22 protein-coding genes are annotated in these 21780 nt (G+C 34.9%); 9 read left to right on the forward strand and 13 right to left on the reverse strand.

All coding sequences use genetic code 11. From position 1 onward, the window contains the following. Window positions 1–97: 97 nt before the first annotated feature. The 3 genes from M2372_RS05085 to M2372_RS05095 all read left to right on the forward strand — a co-directional run bounded on the left by M2372_RS05085 (window position 98) and on the right by M2372_RS05095 (window position 2779). Window positions 98–448 carry a T9SS type A sorting domain-containing protein gene (locus M2372_RS05085; RefSeq protein WP_115973959.1) on the forward strand — a complete coding sequence of 117 codons (351 nt, stop codon included), beginning with the start codon at window positions 98–100 and terminating at the stop codon, window positions 446–448. A gap of 104 nt (window positions 449–552) precedes the next feature. Then, window positions 553–1464, forward strand: a complete 912-nt coding sequence (locus tag M2372_RS05090; RefSeq protein ID WP_115970221.1) for an ABC transporter ATP-binding protein — start codon at window positions 553–555, stop codon at window positions 1462–1464. Between the two features lie 4 nt (window positions 1465–1468). Then, window positions 1469–2779, forward strand: a complete 1311-nt coding sequence (locus M2372_RS05095; protein WP_123318098.1) for an ABC transporter permease — start codon at window positions 1469–1471, stop codon at window positions 2777–2779. A gap of 353 nt (window positions 2780–3132) precedes the next feature. On the opposite strand, the gene M2372_RS05100 is transcribed toward M2372_RS05095, so the two are convergent. The 8 genes from M2372_RS05100 to M2372_RS05135 form a co-directional block, all read right to left on the reverse strand. Further along, entirely contained in the window at window positions 3133–3804 is a 672-nt protein-coding gene (locus M2372_RS05100) for a porin family protein (RefSeq protein WP_123318097.1), read from the reverse strand. A 16-nt stretch (window positions 3805–3820) separates the two neighbouring features. Then, on the reverse strand, window positions 3821–4693 hold the full coding sequence (gene sucD / locus M2372_RS05105) for a succinate--CoA ligase subunit alpha (protein WP_002977143.1): 873 nt from the start codon (window positions 4691–4693) through the stop codon (window positions 3821–3823). A 90-nt stretch (window positions 4694–4783) separates the two neighbouring features. Then, window positions 4784–5686 (reverse strand): LpxD N-terminal domain-containing protein, encoded by a 903-nt coding sequence (locus M2372_RS05110; protein WP_123318096.1) that lies wholly within the window; start codon window positions 5684–5686, stop codon window positions 4784–4786. 70 nt (window positions 5687–5756) lie between these two features. Further along, complete coding sequence (gene efp / locus M2372_RS05115; protein WP_115970217.1) at window positions 5757–6320, reverse strand: elongation factor P; 564 nt, start codon at window positions 6318–6320, stop codon at window positions 5757–5759. A gap of 29 nt (window positions 6321–6349) precedes the next feature. Then, window positions 6350–7144 (reverse strand): acyl-ACP--UDP-N-acetylglucosamine O-acyltransferase, encoded by a 795-nt coding sequence (lpxA, locus tag M2372_RS05120; RefSeq protein WP_115970216.1) that lies wholly within the window; start codon window positions 7142–7144, stop codon window positions 6350–6352. Continuing rightward, entirely contained in the window at window positions 7145–8542 is a 1398-nt protein-coding gene (locus M2372_RS05125) for a bifunctional UDP-3-O-[3-hydroxymyristoyl] N-acetylglucosamine deacetylase/3-hydroxyacyl-ACP dehydratase (protein WP_115970215.1), read from the reverse strand. After that, entirely contained in the window at window positions 8535–9566 is a 1032-nt protein-coding gene (gene lpxD / locus M2372_RS05130; RefSeq protein WP_115970214.1) for a UDP-3-O-(3-hydroxymyristoyl)glucosamine N-acyltransferase, read from the reverse strand. Before lpxD ends, M2372_RS05125 begins: the two co-directional genes overlap by 8 nt. A 71-nt stretch (window positions 9567–9637) precedes the next feature. After that, window positions 9638–10864 (reverse strand): HD domain-containing protein, encoded by a 1227-nt coding sequence (locus M2372_RS05135; RefSeq protein WP_123318095.1) that lies wholly within the window; start codon window positions 10862–10864, stop codon window positions 9638–9640. Between the two features lie 295 nt (window positions 10865–11159). On the opposite strand from M2372_RS05135, the gene M2372_RS05140 reads away from it, so the two are divergent. From M2372_RS05140 to M2372_RS05165, 6 genes are all read left to right on the forward strand, one after another. Beyond that, window positions 11160–11474 (forward strand): hypothetical protein, encoded by a 315-nt coding sequence (locus M2372_RS05140; RefSeq protein WP_123318094.1) that lies wholly within the window; start codon window positions 11160–11162, stop codon window positions 11472–11474. Window positions 11475–11652: 178 nt separating this feature from the next. Continuing rightward, window positions 11653–12801, forward strand: a complete 1149-nt coding sequence (locus tag M2372_RS05145; RefSeq protein WP_123318093.1) for a S41 family peptidase — start codon at window positions 11653–11655, stop codon at window positions 12799–12801. 131 nt (window positions 12802–12932) lie between these two features. After that, window positions 12933–14477 carry a bifunctional response regulator/alkaline phosphatase family protein gene (locus M2372_RS05150; protein ID WP_115970211.1) on the forward strand — a complete coding sequence of 515 codons (1545 nt, stop codon included), beginning with the start codon at window positions 12933–12935 and terminating at the stop codon, window positions 14475–14477. A 197-nt stretch (window positions 14478–14674) separates the two neighbouring features. Beyond that, complete coding sequence (locus M2372_RS05155; protein WP_123318092.1) at window positions 14675–15301, forward strand: MliC family protein; 627 nt, start codon at window positions 14675–14677, stop codon at window positions 15299–15301. A gap of 143 nt (window positions 15302–15444) precedes the next feature. Then, window positions 15445–15735, forward strand: coding sequence for a YciI family protein (locus M2372_RS05160; protein ID WP_123318091.1), 291 nt, complete (start codon window positions 15445–15447; stop codon window positions 15733–15735). Beyond that, a complete protein-coding gene (locus M2372_RS05165; protein ID WP_115970207.1) occupies window positions 15735–16499 on the forward strand; it encodes an exodeoxyribonuclease III in 765 nt (254 codons plus the stop codon). Before M2372_RS05160 ends, M2372_RS05165 begins: the two co-directional genes overlap by 1 nt. Window positions 16500–16569: 70 nt before the next feature. Here M2372_RS05165 and M2372_RS05170 read toward each other — a convergent pair whose 3' ends face one another. The 5 genes from M2372_RS05170 to rfbC all read right to left on the reverse strand — a co-directional run bounded on the left by M2372_RS05170 (window position 16570) and on the right by rfbC (window position 21780). Then, the gene (locus M2372_RS05170) at window positions 16570–16941 is read right to left on the reverse strand and encodes a septal ring lytic transglycosylase RlpA family protein (RefSeq protein ID WP_115970206.1); all 372 of its coding nucleotides are present in this window, start codon (window positions 16939–16941) and stop codon (window positions 16570–16572) included. Window positions 16942–18003: 1062 nt separating this feature from the next. Next, entirely contained in the window at window positions 18004–18756 is a 753-nt protein-coding gene (locus M2372_RS05175; protein ID WP_123319059.1) for a hypothetical protein, read from the reverse strand. 19 nt (window positions 18757–18775) lie between these two features. Beyond that, window positions 18776–19450 (reverse strand): hypothetical protein, encoded by a 675-nt coding sequence (locus M2372_RS05180; RefSeq protein WP_123318090.1) that lies wholly within the window; start codon window positions 19448–19450, stop codon window positions 18776–18778. Window positions 19451–19836: 386 nt separating this feature from the next. Continuing rightward, a complete protein-coding gene (rimO, locus tag M2372_RS05185) occupies window positions 19837–21138 on the reverse strand; it encodes a 30S ribosomal protein S12 methylthiotransferase RimO (protein ID WP_123318089.1) in 1302 nt (433 codons plus the stop codon). Between the two features lie 96 nt (window positions 21139–21234). After that, complete coding sequence (gene rfbC / locus M2372_RS05190) at window positions 21235–21780, reverse strand: dTDP-4-dehydrorhamnose 3,5-epimerase (RefSeq protein WP_115970201.1); 546 nt, start codon at window positions 21778–21780, stop codon at window positions 21235–21237.

Genomic DNA, 21780 nt, shown 5'->3' on the forward strand with positions numbered 1-21780 from the left:
GTTTCTACAAATTTACTATAAGTTCTATAAAAAACTATTGTAAGAGATTATAGAATTTGTTATATTTGTTATATATATTCGAGAAATTATAAATTTGATGAAAAAACTTTTACTTTTAATTCTATTTGTAGGCACTTTTGTTGGATTTTCCAACAATTTACAAGCTCAGCTTAGAGAGCCGGGTTCCATCACTCAGAAGGCAGATGATGGCGTTTTGCTTGCCTATCCAAATCCTGCAAAGGATTTCCTTATCATTAAGGCAAAGGATTCTTCTTTAAGAATCAAAAGTGTGACTTTTTATTCTATTTTGGGTATGCAGGTTGCCAACTATACCGTCAATATGAACTCCGGAGAGATTAATATTGAAAAATTAAAACCCGGTAAATATTTGATCCGTTATATTTTGAGCGACAATACGCAGAAAGTTACTCAAATCGTAAAACAATAAATTAAGATCCTGATAATCATCAGGATTTTTTCTTTTATAACAATCTCTTTTAATATTTCCGTAACTTTAAAGACTTTTTTATACTAATTGTAAAAAACAACTTAATGCTAAGAGCTGAACATATTAAAAAGACCTATAATGCCGGAAAAAAGGTCGCACTGGATGATTTCAGCATCCATGTTCCCAAAGGCAGTATTTATGGACTTTTAGGTCCCAATGGCGCCGGAAAAACTTCATTCATCCGTATCATTAACCAAATTACCCAAGCCGACTCCGGAGAGATCTTAATCAACGGAGAAAAACTGAACCCAAGTCACATCAAAGATATTGGTTATATGCCTGAAGAAAGAGGGCTTTACAAAAACATGAGCGTGGGCGATCAGATCCTCTATTTCGGAGAACTGAAAGGGATGAGTAAGAATGATGCCCTGAATGAAGCTAAAAAATGGTTTGAAAAGCTGAACATCGATCAATGGTGGAAGAAAAAGCTTTCTGAACTGTCTAAAGGAATGGCACAAAAGATTCAGTTTGTGGTAACGGTACTTCACAGGCCCCATCTTTTAATCCTTGATGAGCCTTTCTCAGGCTTCGATCCTGTAAATGCCAACTTAATCAAAGACCAGATCATTGATCTTAAAAATAATGGAACCACTATCATTCTTTCTACTCACAGAATGGAAAGTGTGGAGGAAATGTGTGACTATGTAGCATTAATTAATAATTCCAAGAAGATTATTGACGGAAGAGTTTTTGACGTAAGAGAAAAATTCAAGAAAAATATTTTCGGAATTACGCTTTCTGAAGTCAACAATGAACAATTGGAAAGCTTTAGAAATAAATATGAGATCTTCAATTTTTCTAATGAAAACAGCCTGGTTTCTTTTGATCTGAAAAACGAAAGTGAGCAAAACAATATCCTTCTTGATCTTGTGCATGTAGGAAAAGTAAGATCTTTTGACGAGAGAATACCTAGTATGAATGAAGTGTTTATTAATGCTGTAAGTAACCATTCTTAATTTTATGAATAATATTTTTTTAATTACAAAAAGAGAGTTTCTTACGCAGGTTAAGAAAAAATCCTTTATCATATTGACCTTATTGGCACCTGTTATGATCATTGCTTTTGGAGCAGTAATCGGATTGATGTTTAAAGCCAATGAATCCCACAGTGTTATTGAAGTTGTTGACAAAAGCGGTTTATTCATCAATCAGCTGAAGTCTAATGATAAACTGAACTATGTATTCGTTTCTGCTGCGGATGAAAAGTCTAAGATCAATAACTTAAAGGGAAATGAATCTCTGGATGGAATCCTTATTTTACCTGAATTAAAAGGGCAGAATTATGAAGAGCTTGAAACAGGCACAAGACTAGTTATCAACAGTAAAATGGGTTTTGATACCAAGCAGAAAATTGTTTCCGATATTGCTAATGTAGTTAAAAAGGAAAAAATCAAGCAACTTGGAATTCAGGAAACCCAACTTAATGACCTTGATAAAAGTTTCAGCTTAAAGACCATTAATGTTGCTGATAATAACAAGGAAGATTCTGACCTTACCTTTGGTGTTAAATCAGGCCTTAGTATGGTTTTGATGTACGTCACCTTCATGTTCATCATTATCTATGGAGTAAGAGTAATGCGAAGTGTTCTGGAAGAAAAGAACAACCGTGTTGTGGAGATCATCATTTCTTCTGTAAAGCCCTTTGAGCTGATGATGGGAAAAATCCTTGGGGTAACAATGGTTGCTCTTACTCAGTTTCTGATCTGGATCACCATGTCTGTTATCGGAGCCTTGGTTTTAAATACGGGGTTTTCTCCTCTTCAACAGGCTGTTCCTGGTGGAAGTGAACAAATTACAAGTAAGCTCGATATGACACAGCTTGCCACTCAGATTTCCCACAGCCTACTGGAGCTGAATTTTCCTTTGATTATTTTTGTATTCATTGTTTTCTTCCTTTTAGGATATATTTTCTACAGCTCAATTTATGCAGCTATTGGTTCTGCAGTGGATAATGAAACAGAAACCCAGCAGTTCACTTTATTTGCGATCTTACCCCTAACTTTAGGAATGTACGGCAGCTTCTCATTGATGAACAATCCTGACGGTCCGTTAGGCTTCTGGTTATCTATCATCCCTTTTACTTCACCGGTTGCCATGATTGCAAGAATACCTTTCGGAGTTCCCGCATGGCAGATTGCTTTATCTATTGTATTGCTATTGGTCACAACTGTATTTATGATATTCCTTGCAGGAAAGATTTATCGTGTAGGAATTTTAATGTATGGTAATAAGGCTACCCTGAAGGAGCTTTGGAAATGGATTAAAGGTTAATCTTCACACAGGAAGCTGATAAAAATAAAAACTTAAAAGAGCAAATTTGCAAGTATGCGAATTTGCTCTTTTTATTTTTAAACATGAAAAGAATATTGTTGGCAAAAGGGTTTCGCCTGAATTCAGCTTGGATGACAAACTACTATCTGTATTGGGAAGTTTAGATTTGATGCAAAGTTCCAGGATTCTGATGTATTATTTTAGGGGGCAAAGGCGAAATCAATTTCATTGATTCTCCCTAAGCGAGCAGCCAAACTATTATATTGTACGTGATTTATTTTCTGTATTTAATTCAAAAAAAATCCCGGAAAAGTATTTCCGGGATTTCTTATTTATATTCTGAATAAAATGTTTTATTTGAATATATAGCTTAAGGTAAGAGCTATCACCTGTTCAGATTTTTTCTTATCAGATCCGCCTCTTTCTTTGACAAGATTTGGATAAGTATCTGAAAGACCTAAGTCATATTTTAAAGCTATTTCAAGTTGTCTCTTATAGCTATATCCTACTCCCAGTCCTATTCCCCAGTTAAAGCTATTGGCTTTACCATTTACACCCGCAGGTTGTGAAGGATCAGTAACATCTGGATCATAATAAGGTCTTTTTGCAGGGACGTCTTTAACATTTTGGTTCATCAAAAAGTTAAATCTAGGCCCTAATAATCCAAAGAATTCAGATTCTGCTTCTGAAAAATACCCTTTGAAATAAAGTGGCACACTCAGATAGTTATTGGCATATAATGCATTATAACCATCAATATTCTTAGCATCACTGTCTTTACCGGTTTCTCCCGCCCCATAGTATAAAACTTCAGGCTGGATATAAAACTGGTTTGTCTTTCCTACAGGAATTAAAGCCAAAGCTCCACCCTGGAAAGTATATCTTGGCCCGGAGGGATTATGGGCATTAGATACTCTGGAATAGTTTAAACCTGCCGTAACCCCAAATCTTGTATTTTTCCACTGCACTTGTGCAAAGGATAAAGCTGAGAGGGTTAAAGCTGAGGCCAATAAAAGTTTTTTCATATTATTTGGTTTTGTATTATCCTAGAATTTTAGCTACAGTAGCACCGATATCAGCAGGAGAATCAACAACATTGATACCGTTCTCTCTCATGATTTCCATCTTAGCCTGAGCTGTATCTTCTGCACCACCTACGATAGCACCAGCGTGTCCCATTGTTCTTCCTTTTGGAGCTGTCTGTCCAGCGATAAATCCTACAACCGGCTTAGTAGATCCACTAGCTTTGTACCATCTAGCAGCTTCTGCTTCAAGTCCACCACCGATTTCACCGATCATTACAACAGCTTCAGTTTCAGGATCATTGATAAATAATTCAAGAGCTTCTCTTGTAGTAGTTCCGATAATTGGGTCACCACCGATACCAATCGCCGTAGAAATACCGTAACCTGCTCTTACTACCTGATCAGCAGCTTCGTAAGTAAGGGTACCTGATTTTGAAACGATACCTACTTTACCTTTTTTGAAAACGAAACCTGGCATAATACCAATTTTAGCTTCTTCAGAAGTAATGATTCCAGGGCAGTTTGGTCCGATTAATCTGCAGTCTCTGTCAGCAATGTAAGATTTTACTTTTACCATATCAGCTACAGGAATACCTTCAGTAATACATACAATTACTTTAATTCCTGCTTCAGCAGCTTCCATGATAGCGTCTGCTGCAAATGCCGGTGGTACGAAAATGATACTTACGTTTGCTCCTGCTTTTTCAACAGCATCAGCTACTGTGTTGAATACCGGTTTTCCTAAGTGCTCGCTTCCTCCTTTTCCTGGAGTAACACCACCTACTACATTTGTTCCGTATTCAATCATCTGACCAGCGTGGAAAGTTCCTTCGTTCCCTGTAAATCCTTGTACAATTACTTTAGAATCTTTGTTTACTAAAATTGACATTTTATTGTTGTTTTAATTTATTTATTATTTTATTAATGCTCACAAATTTACTCAAATTTCTTTGATTTTGGATAAAACCTTTGGAATTGTTTATTTGAGATTTCTCAGTTTTACTTCTTTTTTCAGATATGTTTTGAAATCTTCAGCAAACATTCCGATGTAGGTTCCTTTTTCAAGGTCTCTGTTCACTCCGGTTTTCCCTAAAAGTACAGATCCGCTCTCAATTTTATTTCCGGAAGCAATACCCACCTGTCCCCATAAAGTCACTTCATCTCCTATTACACAACATCCGGCAATTCCAACCTGAGAAGCGATCAGACATTTTTTTCCAATCACAGTGTCATGTCCTATCTGAATCTGATTATCCAACACTGAACCTTCACCAATAATCGTAGAATCTGTAACCCCTCTGTCAATAGTACAGCCATTACCTATTTCCACGTTATTTTCGATCACCACGTTTCCTACAGAAATTAAACGGTCAAAATTTCCATTTAATTTTCTGTAATAGAAAGCATCACCTCCCAATACGGTATTGGACTGGATGATTACGTTATCACCAATTACGGATCTGTCACCGATCACAACATTCGGGAAAATTAAGGTATTTTTTCCAATTTTCACATTGTTTCCAATGACTGCTGAAGAGTGAATTTTTGTTCCTTCTCCTATTTCCACATCATGAAGTTCTTCTGTGAAATTATAGATTCTTGTAAAATGAGTATTGATCTTATTAAAGTCCCTGAACGGGTCATCAGAGACCAGAAGAGCCTTTCCTTCGGGACATTCTACTTCTTTATCAATCAAGATAATAGTTGCAGCAGAATTTAGTGCCTTATCATAGTATTTGGGATGATTAACGAATACAATTTCTCCCGGTTTTACCATGTGAATTTCATTGGACCCCAGAACTTCGAAGTCTTCAGGGCCAATAAATTTTGAGCCAATTAAATCTGCAATCGTTTTAAGCTTTTGCGGAGAATGGAATCTCATAATAATAGATTTTCTTATAAAACAAAATTCGGACTGCTAATGCAAACCGAATTTATGTAAATTTTATTTATTATTTTACTCTTTCCAAGTAGCTACCGTCTTCAGTGCTTACTTTAATTTTGTCTCCCGGTTCAATAAACAAAGGAACCATTACTCTTGCTCCTGTTTCAACGATTGCGTTTTTAAGAGCATTGGTTGCAGTATTTCCTTTTACACCCGGATCAGCTTCAATAACATCTAAGTATACAGATTGAGGAAGTTCAGCAGAAAGTGGTGTTTCATCAGCTTCTTTCAAAATGATTGTTACTTCTTCACCTGCTTTCATCAAGTTTGAGTTTTCAATCATTTCTTTATTTAAATATAGCTGAGAAAAATCATCGTTATTCATGAAGTGGAATCCGTTCTCATCATCATAAAGATACTGGAACTTTCTTGTGATTACTTTTACCTCTTCAATTTTGTGGCCTGCAGAGAATGTATTATCCAATACTTTTCCATTTGTCACAGATTTTAATTTTGTTCTTACGAAAGCAGGTCCTTTTCCTGGTTTTACATGAAGAAACTCAATCACTTTAAAAATATCATTGCTAAATTCGATGCAAAGACCTTTTCTAATATCGTTACTTGTTGCCATTAATATATTTTATCTTTTTTACTTAATTTTTAATTGCTGTCTTTTCCTGTTCCGTATCCTTTTACAATACCTCTTGGAGAGTTTTGGATAAACTGAAGAATTTCATCTCTTTCAGCAGTGGGAAGCATTTCTTTTTCGATATATGCCAACGCTTGGGAAACGTTCATTTTCATTTGGAAAATAGCTCTGTAAATCTTTTGAATTTCAAAGATCTTCTCATTGGAAAAACCTCTTCTTCTAAGACCTACTGAGTTGATACCAGCATAGGAAATAGGATCTCTTGCTACTTTTACATAAGGCGGAACATCTTTTCTAATCAAAGATCCTCCTGAAATCATCGTATGTTTTCCGATTTTACCAAACTGTTGAACTGCAGATAATCCTCCCATTACGGTAAAGTCTCCGATTTCAACATGCCCTGCAATACCACAACCATTGGCAATAATTACATTATCTCCTATAATGCAGTCATGGGCAACGTGGGAAGTCGCCATAATAAGGCAGTTGCTTCCTACTTTGGTATACCCTAAAGCTTTTGTTCCTCTGTTTATTGTTACACATTCTCTTAAAGTAGTATTATCTCCAATAATGGTTCGTGTATCTTCACCGTCGAACTTTAAGTCCTGAGGAATTGCAGAAATTACAGTGCCTGGAAAAATTTTACAATCCTTCCCTATTCTTGCTCCATCCATGATGGTAACATTTGGACCAATCCATGATCCTTCTCCGATTTCTACGTCCCCTGCAATTGTAGTAAATGGTTCTACAATTACATTTTTGCTGATTTTCGCACGTTTATCTACGGCTGCTAACTGATGAATCATTTAATCAACTTTATTTTTTGCAACTTGAGCCATAAGCTCTGCTTCTACTGCCACTGTGTCTCCTACATATCCGTACCCCTGCATGTGTACAATACCTCTTCTGATAGGCTCTATTAATTCAATTTTGAATATAAGCGTATCTCCCGGAATTACTTTTCTCTTGAATTTTACTTTATCAATCTTGATAAAATAAGTAGAATAGTTTTCAGGATCAGGAACACTTGCCAAGACCAGGATACCTCCAGTTTGAGCCAAAGCTTCTACCTGAAGAACTCCAGGCATTACAGGTTCTTTAGGAAAATGACCAACGAAGAAAGGTTCATTCATTGTTACATTTTTCAATCCTACTACATGAGAGTCTGAAAGTTCTAGAACTTTATCAATTAATAAGAACGGAGGTCTGTGAGGCATAAGCTTCATGATTCCGTTGATATCGAATACCGGTTCTTTTGTTAAATCAAAATCCGGAACGTTTTTCTTTTTCTGCAATTTCCACTGACGATTTAGTTTTTTTGCAAACTGAGTATTTACAAAATGTCCTGGTTTGTTAGCAATAACCTTACCTTTAATTTTCACACCTGCTAAAGCTAAATCACCAATTACATCCAGTAATTTGTGTCTTGCAGCTTCGTTAGGATAGTTTAAGTTAAGATTATCGAGAATACCGTTTGGTCTGATGGATACATTATCCTTACCAAAGGCTTTTTTTAATTTTTCTGTAGTCTCCGGAGTTAAATCCTTGTCTACGTAAACGATCGCATTAGAGATATCTCCTCCTTTGATCAATCCGTGATCTAAAAGCATTTCCAATTCGTGTAAGAAACTGAAAGTTCTTGCTGAAGAGATTTCGTCTTTAAATTCGGAAATATTTTTAAGGGTAGCATTTTGAGTTCCTAATACTTTAGTCCCAAAGTCTACCATTGTAGTTACTTCGTAAGTATCTGAAGGAATAATGGTAATTTCTGAACCTGTAGCCGGATCGCTGTAGGTAAGAACTTCTTTTACAACCAGATATTCTCTGGCAATATTCTGATCTACAACCCCTACACTTTCGATAGCTTCCACAAAATATTTTGAAGATCCATCCAAGATTGGAGGCTCAGATGCATCCATTTCCAACACTGCATTGTCTATATCACAACCCACTAAAGCAGCCAAAAGGTGCTCACAGGTAGTAATTTTTACGCCAAGCTTTTCTAATGTTGTACCTCTCTCTGTTGCTACTACATAATTAACATCAGCTTCAACCTGAGGATGTCCCTCTAAATCGGTTCTTACAAATACAAATCCCGTATTTTCTTTTGCCGGTTTGATGGTAAGTTTTACTTCTTTACCAGTATGAAGGCCTATTCCAGAAAGTGTTACCTCTTCCTGAAGCGTTTTTTGCATATCACTCATTAGTATTATCTTTTGAGTTATTCTCAAGATTATTTATTCTGTTGACAATTTCAGGGAAATTTCTGAAATGAACATAGCTTCTTAAATAGTCATTATAGCTGATCGCTGGTGAACCATATAAAGTTTCTCTATCATTAACACTGGAGTTCACGCCACTCTGAGCCTGAATTTTCACTTGGTTTCCGATTTTGATATGTCCGACAATTCCTACCTGACCTCCAATTTGATTCCAGTCTCCGATGATCGTAGAACCTGCAATTCCGGCTTGTGCTGCAATTACATTATTCTGTCCTATTTTCACGTTATGGGCAATCTGAATCAGATTATCAATTTTCGTACCTTTTCCAATGATGGTAGAGCCTATTGTTGCTCTGTCTATACTACAGTTTGAACCAATTTCAACGTCATCTTCAATAATAACGTTTCCAAGCTGTGGGATCTTTTTGAATCCTTCAGCAGTGGGCTGAAACCCAAAACCATCTCCTCCTACTACTGTATTGGAATGAATAACACAATTGTCCCCAATAATACAGTAATCGTAAATTCTGGCACCACTGTCTATTTTACAGTTTTTACCAATTTTTACTCCTTTACCAATATATACATGCGGATAAATCTGTGAACCATCACCGATCCTGGCTTTTTCAGAAACATATGTAAATGCTCCTATATAAACCTGATCACCTATCACAGCCGAATCATGGATGGATGAGCCATCTTCAATGCCTTCTTTTCTTCCTCTCATCTCCTGATATAAATTCATCAGAACCTGAAAAGATAAATAGGCATCTTTTACTACAATTAAGGTAGAGTTATAAGTATTTTTATTCAGAAGTTTTTCTGAAACGATGATTACAGAGCATTTTGAGGTATCTAAAAAATGAGAAAATCTATCCTGTGCTATAAAAGAAAGATGTCCTATTTCTCCATTTTCAATTGGAGAAACCCCTGTAATAAGTGCATTCTCATCACCTATTATTTTTCCGTCTATAAAACTTGCAATTTGCGAAGCTGTGAATTCCATATTCTGCAAAGATAAGAAATTCTATAATTTGCAAACATTTTTTGATTTCAGATATTCAATTTTAATATTATTTAAGAATCCAAATGGGAGATATCTCTTGGAAACATAAGAATATAACGTGTGGTTTTATTTACCATCAACCCTGATAAAAGCTGATCTTCCGACTCATGAAGCTTCATTCTTTTACCATTTTTCTGCAATAAATAAATTGGTTGCCTTTCTGTATCATAAGGTAAAAGTTTCCTTTTTATCTCATGAACCAATTCTTTTCCATTATCAATACCAAAAAATTCATTGGTAATTTTTATTTTTTCTTCAATAATATTCTTATCAAAAGGATGTGTTGAAATAATCGTCTTCGGAAGGTTTCTCTGAATAACGCTCTTACACCAATAGGACAGAACAAAATCTTCAGAATTCTGCCATTCTTTCATAGCCTGAATCACATCATTATCGTCCAGCCTTGTAAATCTTTCTATATCTTCATCTGTCGCTGTACTCTTTCCACGGTATAAAAAATATTTCAGATTCTCTGTTGCCGGAAGTTCAATCCCTTGAGAGATCAGATATTTTGCTCTTTCAAGGATCTTTACCAACAGAAATTCAGCCAAGGCAGATGTTTTATGATAATATACCTGCCAGTACATGAACATTCTGGCTGTTAAAAAATTTTCAATGGAATAGATTCCTTTTGCATCAATCACCAATTCCCCTTCTTCACATACATTCATCATGGAAATAATTCTCTGGGTATTAATATTTCCTTCTGACACCCCTGTAAAAAAGCTGTCTCTTTTCAGATAATCCAATCTGTCTACATCAAGTTGAGATGAAATCAATTGGTTAAAAAATTTTCTGTGATATTGCCCCTGAAACATTTCAATAGCCATGGATAGCTCACCGTTAAACTCTTCGTTCAGCTTATTCATCAATAATAAAGAAAGCTTTTCATGGTGCCAGTCATCCATCAGCATACTTTCCAAGGCATGGGAAAACGGCCCATGACCAATATCATGCATTAGAATCGCCAGCATCGCTCCTTTTTCTTCTTCTTCCGAAATTTTAACTCCTTTCTGCTTTAATGTTTCCAAAGCTGTAAACATCAGGTGCATTGCTCCTAGCGCATGATGAAATCTTGTGTGAGTAGCTCCCGGAAAAATCAGATTCAAAAGGCCTGTCTGCCCGATCCTTCTTAATCTCTGAAAATAGGGATGTTCAATAATATCAAATAAAATTTCGTGAGGAATCTTGATAAATCCATGAACAGGATCGTTGATAATTTTAAGCTTATTCTGCATTGGACGTCTATATGAGTAAACAAAGTTAGGGATTTTTAATTTGAAGGTTCATTAAATTAGTATTAAGGAGACTGGAAGCAGGAAGAGGGAGGCTGGAAGTCATTGAAAACAATAAGCAATGAATGTCAAATTCATTTTGAGAATAATTAATATGTATTTACTTTTTGTAATAACGCACCTTTATTAACTTCCTTCTTCCGGCTTCTAGTTCCCTTATCTTTTTCCCATTATTCATCAAAAAACCTTTGCTACTGTCCCATTAATCACTTATCTTTGAGAAAACTCAACATCCTTGATGAGAAAAGCTTTTCTTTTCATTTTATTCTTTTTAAGCCTACATTTTTCCGCACAGATTGTATCTGAAAATCAAAAACTGGAATCCCTCTGCAGAGTTTGGGGATTTTTAAAGTATTATCACCCTCAGGTAGCAAAAGGTAATTTGAACTGGGACCAGCAGCTTTTCAAAAAAATGAATGAACTTGAAAGGATCAATGACAAAGCAGCATTAAACAATTTATACTCCCGCTGGATTGAAAGTCTAGGAAAGGTTAATGAATGTACAGAATGCCTACAGGAAACTGATAAAACCTATTTCCTGAAAAAACTTTGATCTGAGCTGGATAGACAATTCAGATCTATTTACAGAAAGTACTTCCCAAAAGCTTCATTATATTGAAAATAACCGGAACATTGGCAACAATTATTATATAGGAAAAGGAGGACGAAAAATATATTTCAGAAATGAAAATTCTTATGGATCAAAGTTTTCATCCCAACAAACCAGTTTATTGGAACTGTTCAGGTACTGGAACTATGTGGAATATTTCTTTCCTTATAAATATAAAACCGACCAGCAATGGAATGAGGTTCTGACAGAAATGATTCCAAAATTTATTTCTGTCACCAATGATACGGACTATCAACTCACTTTGGCTGAATTGGTAGCCAAAACAGACGATTCACATGCTTTCCTTTTTTCAACTCTAATAAGTCTTCATCAATACGGAAACAGAAAGCTTCCCATAGAATATTCTTATGCAGAAGGAAAATTGGTTATTACAAAGATCAATGATAACCGTTTTCATGAAAAAACACTATTCGAAATAGGGGATGTCATTTATGATGTGAATGGAAAAACAATTCCTCAAATGGTAAACAGTCTTGGAAAATATATTCCTGCTTCCAACTCATGGGGGAAAGTGAATAAGGTGAAAAGCAAACTTCTTTTCAGTAATAATGATTCTCTTTCTGTTAAACTTGAAAGAAACGGCCAAAATATGGAGGTGATTGCCAAAACTTATTTCGTTAAAGATATCATCATCAAAAAAGTTCCGTCTCCCCAAAAATGGAAATTTCTGGATGAGGAAAAGAAAGTAGGTTATGTTAACATGGGAATCCTTGCTAAAGATGAAGTGAATGAAATGTACACGAATCTAAAATCTGCAGAGTCTATCATTTTTGACCTCAGAAATTATCCTAAGCTTACCATCATCCCTCTAAGTGAATTGTTACTTCCCCAATCAACCACTTATTATCAGTTTAACTTCCCAGAAACCGGTTATCCTGGAAAATTTTATAGCAGAAAGAACAATATTGGCAGAAAGAATCCCGATTATTATAAAGGAAACGTAATCGTTTTGGTGGACGAAAATACACAAAGTCAGGCAGAGACTACCACTATGATGTTTAAGCAGCATCCAAAAACCAAAGTGATAGGAAGCAATACTTCAGGGGCTAACGGCGATATCATCAGGTTTAAAATTGCAGACTTGGATACTTGCTTTACCGGTCTTGGCGCGTATTACCCTGATGGCAGAGAGACCCAAAGAATCGGAATCATTCCGGATATTATTATAAAGCCAAGTGTAGAAGGGCTCAAAAGCGGAAAAGATGAAGTTTTGGAAAGAGCTTTGTTATATATAAAAAATAAGAATTGAAGCGTACAAAACAGGAAATACTGCAGAGTATTTTCATTTAACTAATATTTAACTTTTAAACTCTCGATTTTGTGAGATTTTAAAAGGATTTGGTCAACATTTTGATACAATAACCATGTAAAAAATAAATTATGTCAGAAAAGATATTATGGATAGATGATGAAATAGATTTACTTAAACCTCATATCGTATTTTTAGAAAAGAAAGGTTATCAGGTAACCCCTGTTAATAACGTGAATGAGGCTTTGGAACTTATGGATTCAGAGAAATTTGCCTTAACACTCATTGATGAGAATATGCCTGGCATCTCCGGGTTGGAAGCCATTCCTATGATCAAGGAAAAAGATAATTCCTTAAAAATAGTAATGGTCACCAAAAGTGAAGAGGAGCACATCATGGAAGAAGCTATTGGTTCCCAGATTGCAGATTATATTTTAAAACCTGTAAACCCTAATCAGATACTACTTTCGTTAAAAAAGAATCTTCAGGAGGATAATCTTGTAGAACAAAAAACCATTTTACAATATCAACAGGAATTCAGAAACCTTTCTATGGAACTTTCTTATTTAAGAACGTATCAGGAATGGGCGGAATATTATAAGAAAATTCTAAGCTGGGAAATTAAATTCGATAAAGTGGCAGATAATGAATTTGCCGACCTTCTGCAGTCCCAGAAAGAAGAGGCTAATATTCAGTTTGCCAAGTTTATTGAAAAAAATTATGCAGACTGGCTTATAGACTCTGATAAACCGCTGATGAGCCACACGCTTTTCAAGGAAAAGGTAAAACCTGAAGTTGAAAAAGAAAAGGTTCTTTTATTAATGGTTGACAACCTTCGTTATGACCAATGGAAAGTTATCGAACCATTATTTACAAAATATTACAATAAAATTTCGGAAGATTATTATTACAGTATTCTTCCAACCGCTACACAATATGCGAGAAATTCTTTCTTTGCAGGGTTAATGCCTTCTGAGATTGAAAAACGTTTCCCTGATAAATGGTTTAATGATAATGAAGAAGGAAACAAAAATGAATTTGAGCGTGATTTCCTGGAAGATCAGATGAAGAGAATCGGTCTTGGATCTAAATCTATGAAATACCTGAAAGTATTGAACGCAGATTTTGAAAAAAAGATCTATGATGATTTCAATCAGCATAAAAATAATGATCTCCTTGTAATTGTCTACAACTTCATTGATATTCTTTCGCATGCAAAGACAGACAACCATATTGTAGACCAGCTTATCCGTGATGATAAAACATTCCGTTCTCTTACCTTCAACTGGTTTGAAAACTCTTCATTGCTGAAGATTATCAAAACTGCTGCTGAAAACGGATATAAATTAGTGATTACAACAGACCACGGAACAGTGTACGTTAAAAAACCAAGCAAAGTAGTGGGTGACAGAGAAACCTCTACCAATATCCGGTACAAAACAGGTAAAAGTTTAACCTATGATGACAGTGATGTTTGGGCAATTACCAATCCTGAAAAACTTTTCCTTCCAAAAGGAAACTTAAGTTCGAAATATATTTTTGCCAAAAACAATATATTCCTTGCTTATCCTAAGAACTACAATCATTTTGTAAATTACTATAAAGAAACCTATCAACACGGTGGAATTTCACTGGAAGAATGTATCATTCCTATCAGTGTGTTAGAACCCAAGTAGTTTTTTCATAGTTTATTTAATTTTGGGTTTAAGCGGGAAAAATCAGTTGATTTTTTCCGCTTCTTTTTGGAACACCTCCAGAATACCCCAGATATAAACTTGATTACTTTAAATATTGGCAAAACAAAATCCAGGTTACATCAAGCTATTGCTTTACGATTAGTAGTTCGTACATTTACCATACATAAACATATCAAATGAAAAAAAACATTTTTGGAATGGCAGTATTGGCTGCATTGACATTAACATCCTGCAAACAGGAAAAAGCGACTCCGGAGGCAAGCTCCGAAACACAAAGCGCAGAATCAGTAAATAATGATTCAATAATTGCGGCAGCACCCGCAAATGATATAGTAAAAAGTACTTTAAAAGATAATTCAGGAAAAACACTGGAAGTAACTTTTGACAATACCAAAGACATCGCTACTTTAGTTTTTAACGGTGAAAGCCTGGAATTAAAAGGACAAAGACCAGCTTCTGGAATCTGGTATAAAAATGACCATTATGAACTGCGAGGAAAAGGAGATGATGTTCAGCTTTCCAAAGATGGTAAGGTTGTCTTTCAGTCTGCGGCTTCAACAGCAACAGCAGATGATATATTAAAAAGTACTTTAAAAGATAATTCAGGAAAAACACTGGAAGTAACTTTTGACAATACCAAAGACATCGCTACTTTAATTTTTAACGGTGAAAGCCTGGAATTAAAAGGACAAAGACCAGCTTCTGGAATCTGGTATAAAAATGACCATTATGAACTGCGGGGAAAAGGAGATGATGTTCAGCTTTCCAAAGATGGCAAAGTAGTTTTTGCAAACATTAAATAAGATTAATTTTAATTTTCTTAATATTAATTCGGCTTTACAGCATGTAAAGCCGTTTTTTATTCTAAAATAGAAATTCATCCATAATATTTTTTCACTTCTTTTTTATACTCTGCAAGAGTTCCTATCTTCGTAAAAAAATAAACATGTTTATTATTTCGCTAACCTATAAGATGGCTATTGAAAATGTAGAGCATCATATCCCGGAACACAATTCCTTCCTTCAAAAACATTATAACTTGGGAGTATTTATTGCGTCCGGAAGAAAAGAGCCAAGAACCGGAGGGATTATTATCTGTAATGCTCCATCTAGAAATGAAGTTGAACAAATCATCACAGAAGACCCTTTTTACATCCATCAGATAGCGGATTATGACATCACCGAATTTATCCCGTCTAAATACAACGAAAACTTTAAAATATTTATAGAAGACTAATGAGATTAATTACATACAATGTCAACGGAATCAGGGCCGCATTTACCAAAGATTTTCTGGGTTGGTTAAAAACTGCTGATCCGGATGTAATCTGCATCCAGGAAAGCAAAGCAGGAAACGATCAGATAGACATCGAAAGCCTTGAAAAATTAGGATACCACAGTTATTGGCATTCAGCAGTAAAAAAAGGCTATAGTGGAGTTGGAATTGCATCAAAAGTAAAACCTAATCATGTAGAGTACGGTTGTGGTATTGAAAGCTATGATAATGAAGGAAGAATTATCCGTGCTGATTTTGATGGATTCTCTGCTATTTCAGTCTACGTACCTTCTGCATCGAATATTGAAAGACTTGATTTCAAGATGCAGTTTTGTCATGATTTCCTTGAATATATCAGGAATCTAAAGAAAGAAATTCCCAACCTGGTTATTTCCGGTGATTTTAATATCTGTCATGAGGCTATTGATATTCACAATCCTGTTGGCCTAAAAAATGTTTCAGGATTTCTTCCTATGGAAAGAGAATGGATGACCAATTTCATTAATGAATGTGAACTGATTGACAGCTTCAGATTTTTCAACAATGAACCGGACAATTACACATGGTGGAGCTACAGACAAAATTCAAGGGAAAGAAACAAAGGATGGAGATTGGATTATAACTTCACCTCTTATAGTTTAAAGGATAAACTTACCCGAGCTGTTATTTTGAAAGAAGCAGTACATTCGGATCATTGTCCTGCCCTATTGGAATTGGATGTATAGTGTTCCTTTATATCTATCAACACAAAAGCCAGCTGAAATCAGCTGGCTTTTTTTAATTTAAATCATAAAATTAATCGACAATTTCATATTCGACCGGAATTGTACCATGATTGATATCTCCGATCTCATCGAACGCTGCTTTAGACATGTCTAAAGATCTTGATGAATGGAAAGGCCCTCTGTCATTTATCCTCACTATTACCTCTTTCCCATTCTTAAGGTTAGTAACCTTAACGTTTGTTCCAAATGGAAGCGTTCTGTTTGCTGCAGTAAACTTTGAATTATCAAAGATTTCTCCGCTAGCAGTTTTTCTACCGTTAAATTTATCGTGGTAGTACGATGCATAACTTGTTTTTTTCGCATCTAAGGCATTACCTGTAAACGAGTAAACACCTAAGGTTGAAATCATCATTATGATTACGAGAATGAATCTTTTCATCATGTTGAACTTTTATTGGTTTTGACAGGGCAAAAGTATCAGGAATCCTATTAACTCCCTACTCCAATTGTTAAAAACTGTTAACTAAATTAAAAATATATGTTAACAACCTCTGTAACTTACTATGGATAGGGATTTTAAAAGCACCTGTTAAAAAGTGTTAAAAAAATAAGCAAAATGTTAATTTAATTAACTAATTTATGCATAATTTAGAATACACTGAATTTTAAAATACTGAAAATCAATCAATTATAAAACAGTAAAATATTGATTATGAATCTAAATTCATTTTTAAAAAGCCGAAAACGTTAAGACATAATTTAGGGTAAATCGCTATTACAATAGGCTCAGAGCAATAAAACCACATTATAAAACTTTTTTTTAACAACAATATTAACTGCAACATTCAGAATCGATGAAATCCTGCCACGTTTTTGATTCACCGTTTGTGTAAAAGATCATATTCGCTTATCAAATATTCTTCAAAAATAAGTTTTAAGAATCAGATTAAAAAGCTTATTACTAGAAAAGTAAGCGGGTCAAGTTGAATATATGTTATAATATGCATCCATTTCATATGACAACTTACCTTAAAAAGCATCAATTTATATTTCAACACTTCTTAGTAATTTACTTTTTAATTCGTTTTAAAGCAACAGTTATCAAATCTATCTTCTCTATTACGAATTTTACTTCTTAAAAACGTAAATGATATAAGTATCCTATATATTATATCTAAGTAATCAATTCACAGCATACTAGATACAAAGAAATTCAATCCAATTGGCTTACTCGCTTAATTTTACCAGATCCGCTATAAAGATACATTCTTCCTATTCTTATCAATTAATATTGATTATCATTAGAAATCATAAATAGCTTGAAGGTAAATTTTATAACAGGATAAAAATAAGAGTAAAACGAAATAGCTATTCGTTTTAATCTTTTAATAAAATGCTTTTATGGTCTCCCATTATAAATCTGGTAATATTTGGCCGGGATTAAATAAAAAAAGCCGATGAAAATTAAATCATCGGCTTCTATAAATTTATAATTAATCAAAAATTAATTGTTTGTTTTTGTATACTCTACAGTATAGTTATATGTTCCTGCAGGATAAACTACAGACATACTTGGTGAACCAGTTACAAAAGAACCATCAGCGGCATATGAATATACACTGTTTGAGTATACATTATTTGTTCCGGACTGATAAATTGTTATTCTATAAAGGCTTCCCGGACTTGCGATTGCAGCCTGATTTGAATATGCTGTAGGAGCTGTAGAAGTTCCACTTGCAGTGAAAGTTCCTCTCTTTGCATATACCTGATTTCCGTTGACTGCTGTATTTGTAGTTGTTTCAGCAGTAGCAATATTCACTCTTGGGCTTGCTCCCAATGGTAACCATCTACCTGTTGCAACTGCAGCACTACCTGTAGTACTACCTGCAGCTATAGGATTGGAAAAATAATAAAACCCTGGCGCAACAGTAGATGCTGTACTTGGGTTATTAGCTCCTGTTAGAGTATTTCCAGTTCCTGTATTATAAACAATCATACCGTCAAAACCAGTAGGGAAATTAATACCGTCAACGTTATCTGTTTTAAAAACCCAAGTAGTAAGGTTTGTTCTTGGATATACTAAACCTTTTCCTAATGTATTAGATGAGTTAGCACTTATATCAAAATTTGAACTTGCATCCATAAATGCGTTCTCATCCGTAATGGTAGCAACAGTCTGTTGGTTAGTTGCTATTTGAGCATGAGATAAATTAGAAGAAAGGAAACAAAATATGCTGAATAAAACTATTTTTTTCATTGTATTGGATTTTAAAGTATTAATTATAGGATATTGTAACCCATCTTGTACCATCAGAAACATACTGTTTTCCTCTAAACTGTAGAACAGTATTAGTACCAGCAACCGCAACACCGTTTGCAGCTACTACTGTAACAGTAGAACTGGCTGTATTCTGATTAGAGACTACTACTACTCTACCAGCATTGGTAGGATCAGCAGCAGGTAAAGTAATTGTAAGTCCAGCTGCAGCATTTGTTACAATAAAGTAATCATTCCCGGTAACCGTGTAAGCAGCATTAACTGTAGTAGCAGACCCTACAATACCTTCATACCTTTGGGTAACTGAACCTCCTCCTACAGGTTTCCAAACGTTATTACCGTTTGTACCATCATAGTAATAAAACCCAGTAGCTGTAACGTTAACTGTTTTACCAGTTCCATTACCACCTAATGCATTAACAAATACAAGTGCGCCATTTTGAGCACTGGCCACAGTAGATGTACCATTGGCATATGCATTAGTTTTAGCTTCTAAATCAGCTCTTGACAAACGAGGGACTAATAAGGCATCAGGTCTAGTAGCATCAGCGTTAGCTACTACATCTAGAGTTGCGGCAGGTGTGGACGTGTTAATCCCCACTCTACCTTGCTGAGCCTTGGAAAGGGCCGTAAAGGCAACGAGCATAGTTGCTGTTAATAAAAATTTTTTCATAAGTTTTTAAAGATTTTAATTACATTATTTTTCATCAAAAATTTCCCAAAAGGAAAATGTATCTCAACTTGCGATTATTATCTTAAGGCTAAGATAAATAAAAAAAACATATTTTTTAAGTTTTAGCCCAATTTTAATAAATAACTTATTGATAGCATATGATTTAAAAAACATTGCTTATGCCGCAAATTTAAGATTAAATTTTTTAATTTGCGTACTTTATAGTAGAAAATTAAAAAATCTTAACACCATAACAACCAAAATACTGAAAATCAAATAATTAAAAAACTTAACATAAAAGTATTTATATTAAATTGTATTAATATTTCATTTTTTCATATTTCAGGAACTAGATTTTTCTCTCTGATTAATAGCGTTTTATATTTTTATATTAGTTCACCATACAAGTCAAATTCTTCAGCTGAAGTAATCTTCACATCTGCAAACTCCCCAATAGAAATATAGGTATCTTCTGCTGAAACCAGAACCGTATTATCTACATCCGGGGAATCATATTCTGTTCTTCCGATAAAGTAGTTTCCTTCTTTACGGTCGAAGATACATCTGAACACTTTTCCTACTTTTTCCTGGTTTTTTTCCCAAGAGATCTGAGACTGCAATTCCATAATCTCTTCTACTCTGGCTTCTTTTATTTCTTGGGGAATATCATCCTCCAATACATAAGCACCTGTATTTTCCTCATGAGAATAGGTAAAACATCCTAATCTGTCAAATTTCTGTTCTTTCACCCAATCTTTAAGCTCCTGGAATTTTTCTTCAGTTTCTCCCGGGTATCCAACAATAAGGGTTGTTCTGATAGCCATATCGGGAACTTTTTCTCTGAATTTACCTAAAAGAGCATCCGTTTTCTCGTGGGTAGTTCCTCTTTTCATTGATTTCAACAGGTCAGAATTGATATGCTGAAGAGGAATATCTATATAGTTGCAAACTTTGGGTTCTTCACGGATAATATCCAAAACATCTTCCGGGAAACCGCTTGGGAAAGCATAATGAAGACGAATCCATTCTACTCCTTCTACTTTCACCAATTCTTTTAATAAATCTCCTAATGCACGTTTTTTATAAATATCCAGACCGTAATAAGTAAGATCCTGAGCGATAAGAATTAATTCTTTAGTTCCTTTTTTGGCCAATTTCTGAGCTTCAGAAACCAACTTCTCAATAGGAGTGGAAACGTGGCCTCCTCTCATCAAAGGGATTGCACAGAAAGAGCATGGTCTGTCACAACCTTCAGAAATTTTAAGGTATGCGTAATGTTTGGGAGTTGTGGTTAATCTTTCCCCTACTAATTCATGCTTGTAATCTGCTCCCAAATGCTTTAACAATACCGGAAGATCTCTTGTACCAAAATACTGATCTACATCCGGAATTTCTCTCACCAAGTCCGGCTTATATCTTTCGGAAAGGCAACCTGTAACGAAGACTTTTTCAACCTCACCTCTGTTTTTGGCTTCTACATAATCCAAAATGGTATTGATGGATTCTTCTTTAGCATTATCAATAAATCCGCAGGTATTAATAACAACAATATCTCCACGGTCTTCATGAACCACTTCTTTGCCGTTGGCTTTCAGCTGACTCATTAATACTTCGGAATCATATACATTTTTGGAACACCCAAGTGTAACTACATTGATTTTCTTCTTCCCTACAGATTTTGTACGCATCTTTTTGATTTTGAGTCTGCAAAGATACAAAATATTAAAGAGTAAAGATTACAAAAATAAAAACCACTTTAAAAAAGTGGTTCTCAATAATATACTTTAAAAGTTTTTTTCTTTAAATCCAGGTGCGTTCTGGTCTTTTTCCGAAAGAACAGCGTCTTTATCTTCAATTTTCCAATCGATCCCAAGATCAGGATCATTAAATTTTACGCTTCCCTCTGATTCTTTATTATAAAAGTTATCGCATTTGTATGAAAATACAGCATGGGTACTCAAAACAGAAAACCCGTGCCCAAAACCTCTGGGTACATACAACTGTAATTTATTTTCAGCAGTAAGTTCAATTCCAAACCATTTTCCAAAAGTTGGAGAATCTTCTCTAAGGTCTACAGCAACATCCCACACACTTCCTTCGAGACATGAGACTAATTTTGCCTGTGCATGCTCTCCTTTCTGAAGATGTAGTCCTCTCAATACGCCATAGGAAGACTTGGAAATATTATCCTGAACAAAATGCCCATTCATTCCCGTAAGTTCTTCAAATTTTTTTTCGTTGAACTTTTCAAAAAAATAGCCTCTTTCGTCTTCGAAAACGGTAGGTTCTATAATATAGCAATCTTTAAGTGGGGTTTCTTTGATTTTCAT

The organism is Chryseobacterium sp. BIGb0232, from assembly GCF_024810195.1.
Taxonomy (GTDB): Bacteria; Bacteroidota; Bacteroidia; order Flavobacteriales; family Weeksellaceae; genus Chryseobacterium; species Chryseobacterium pennae.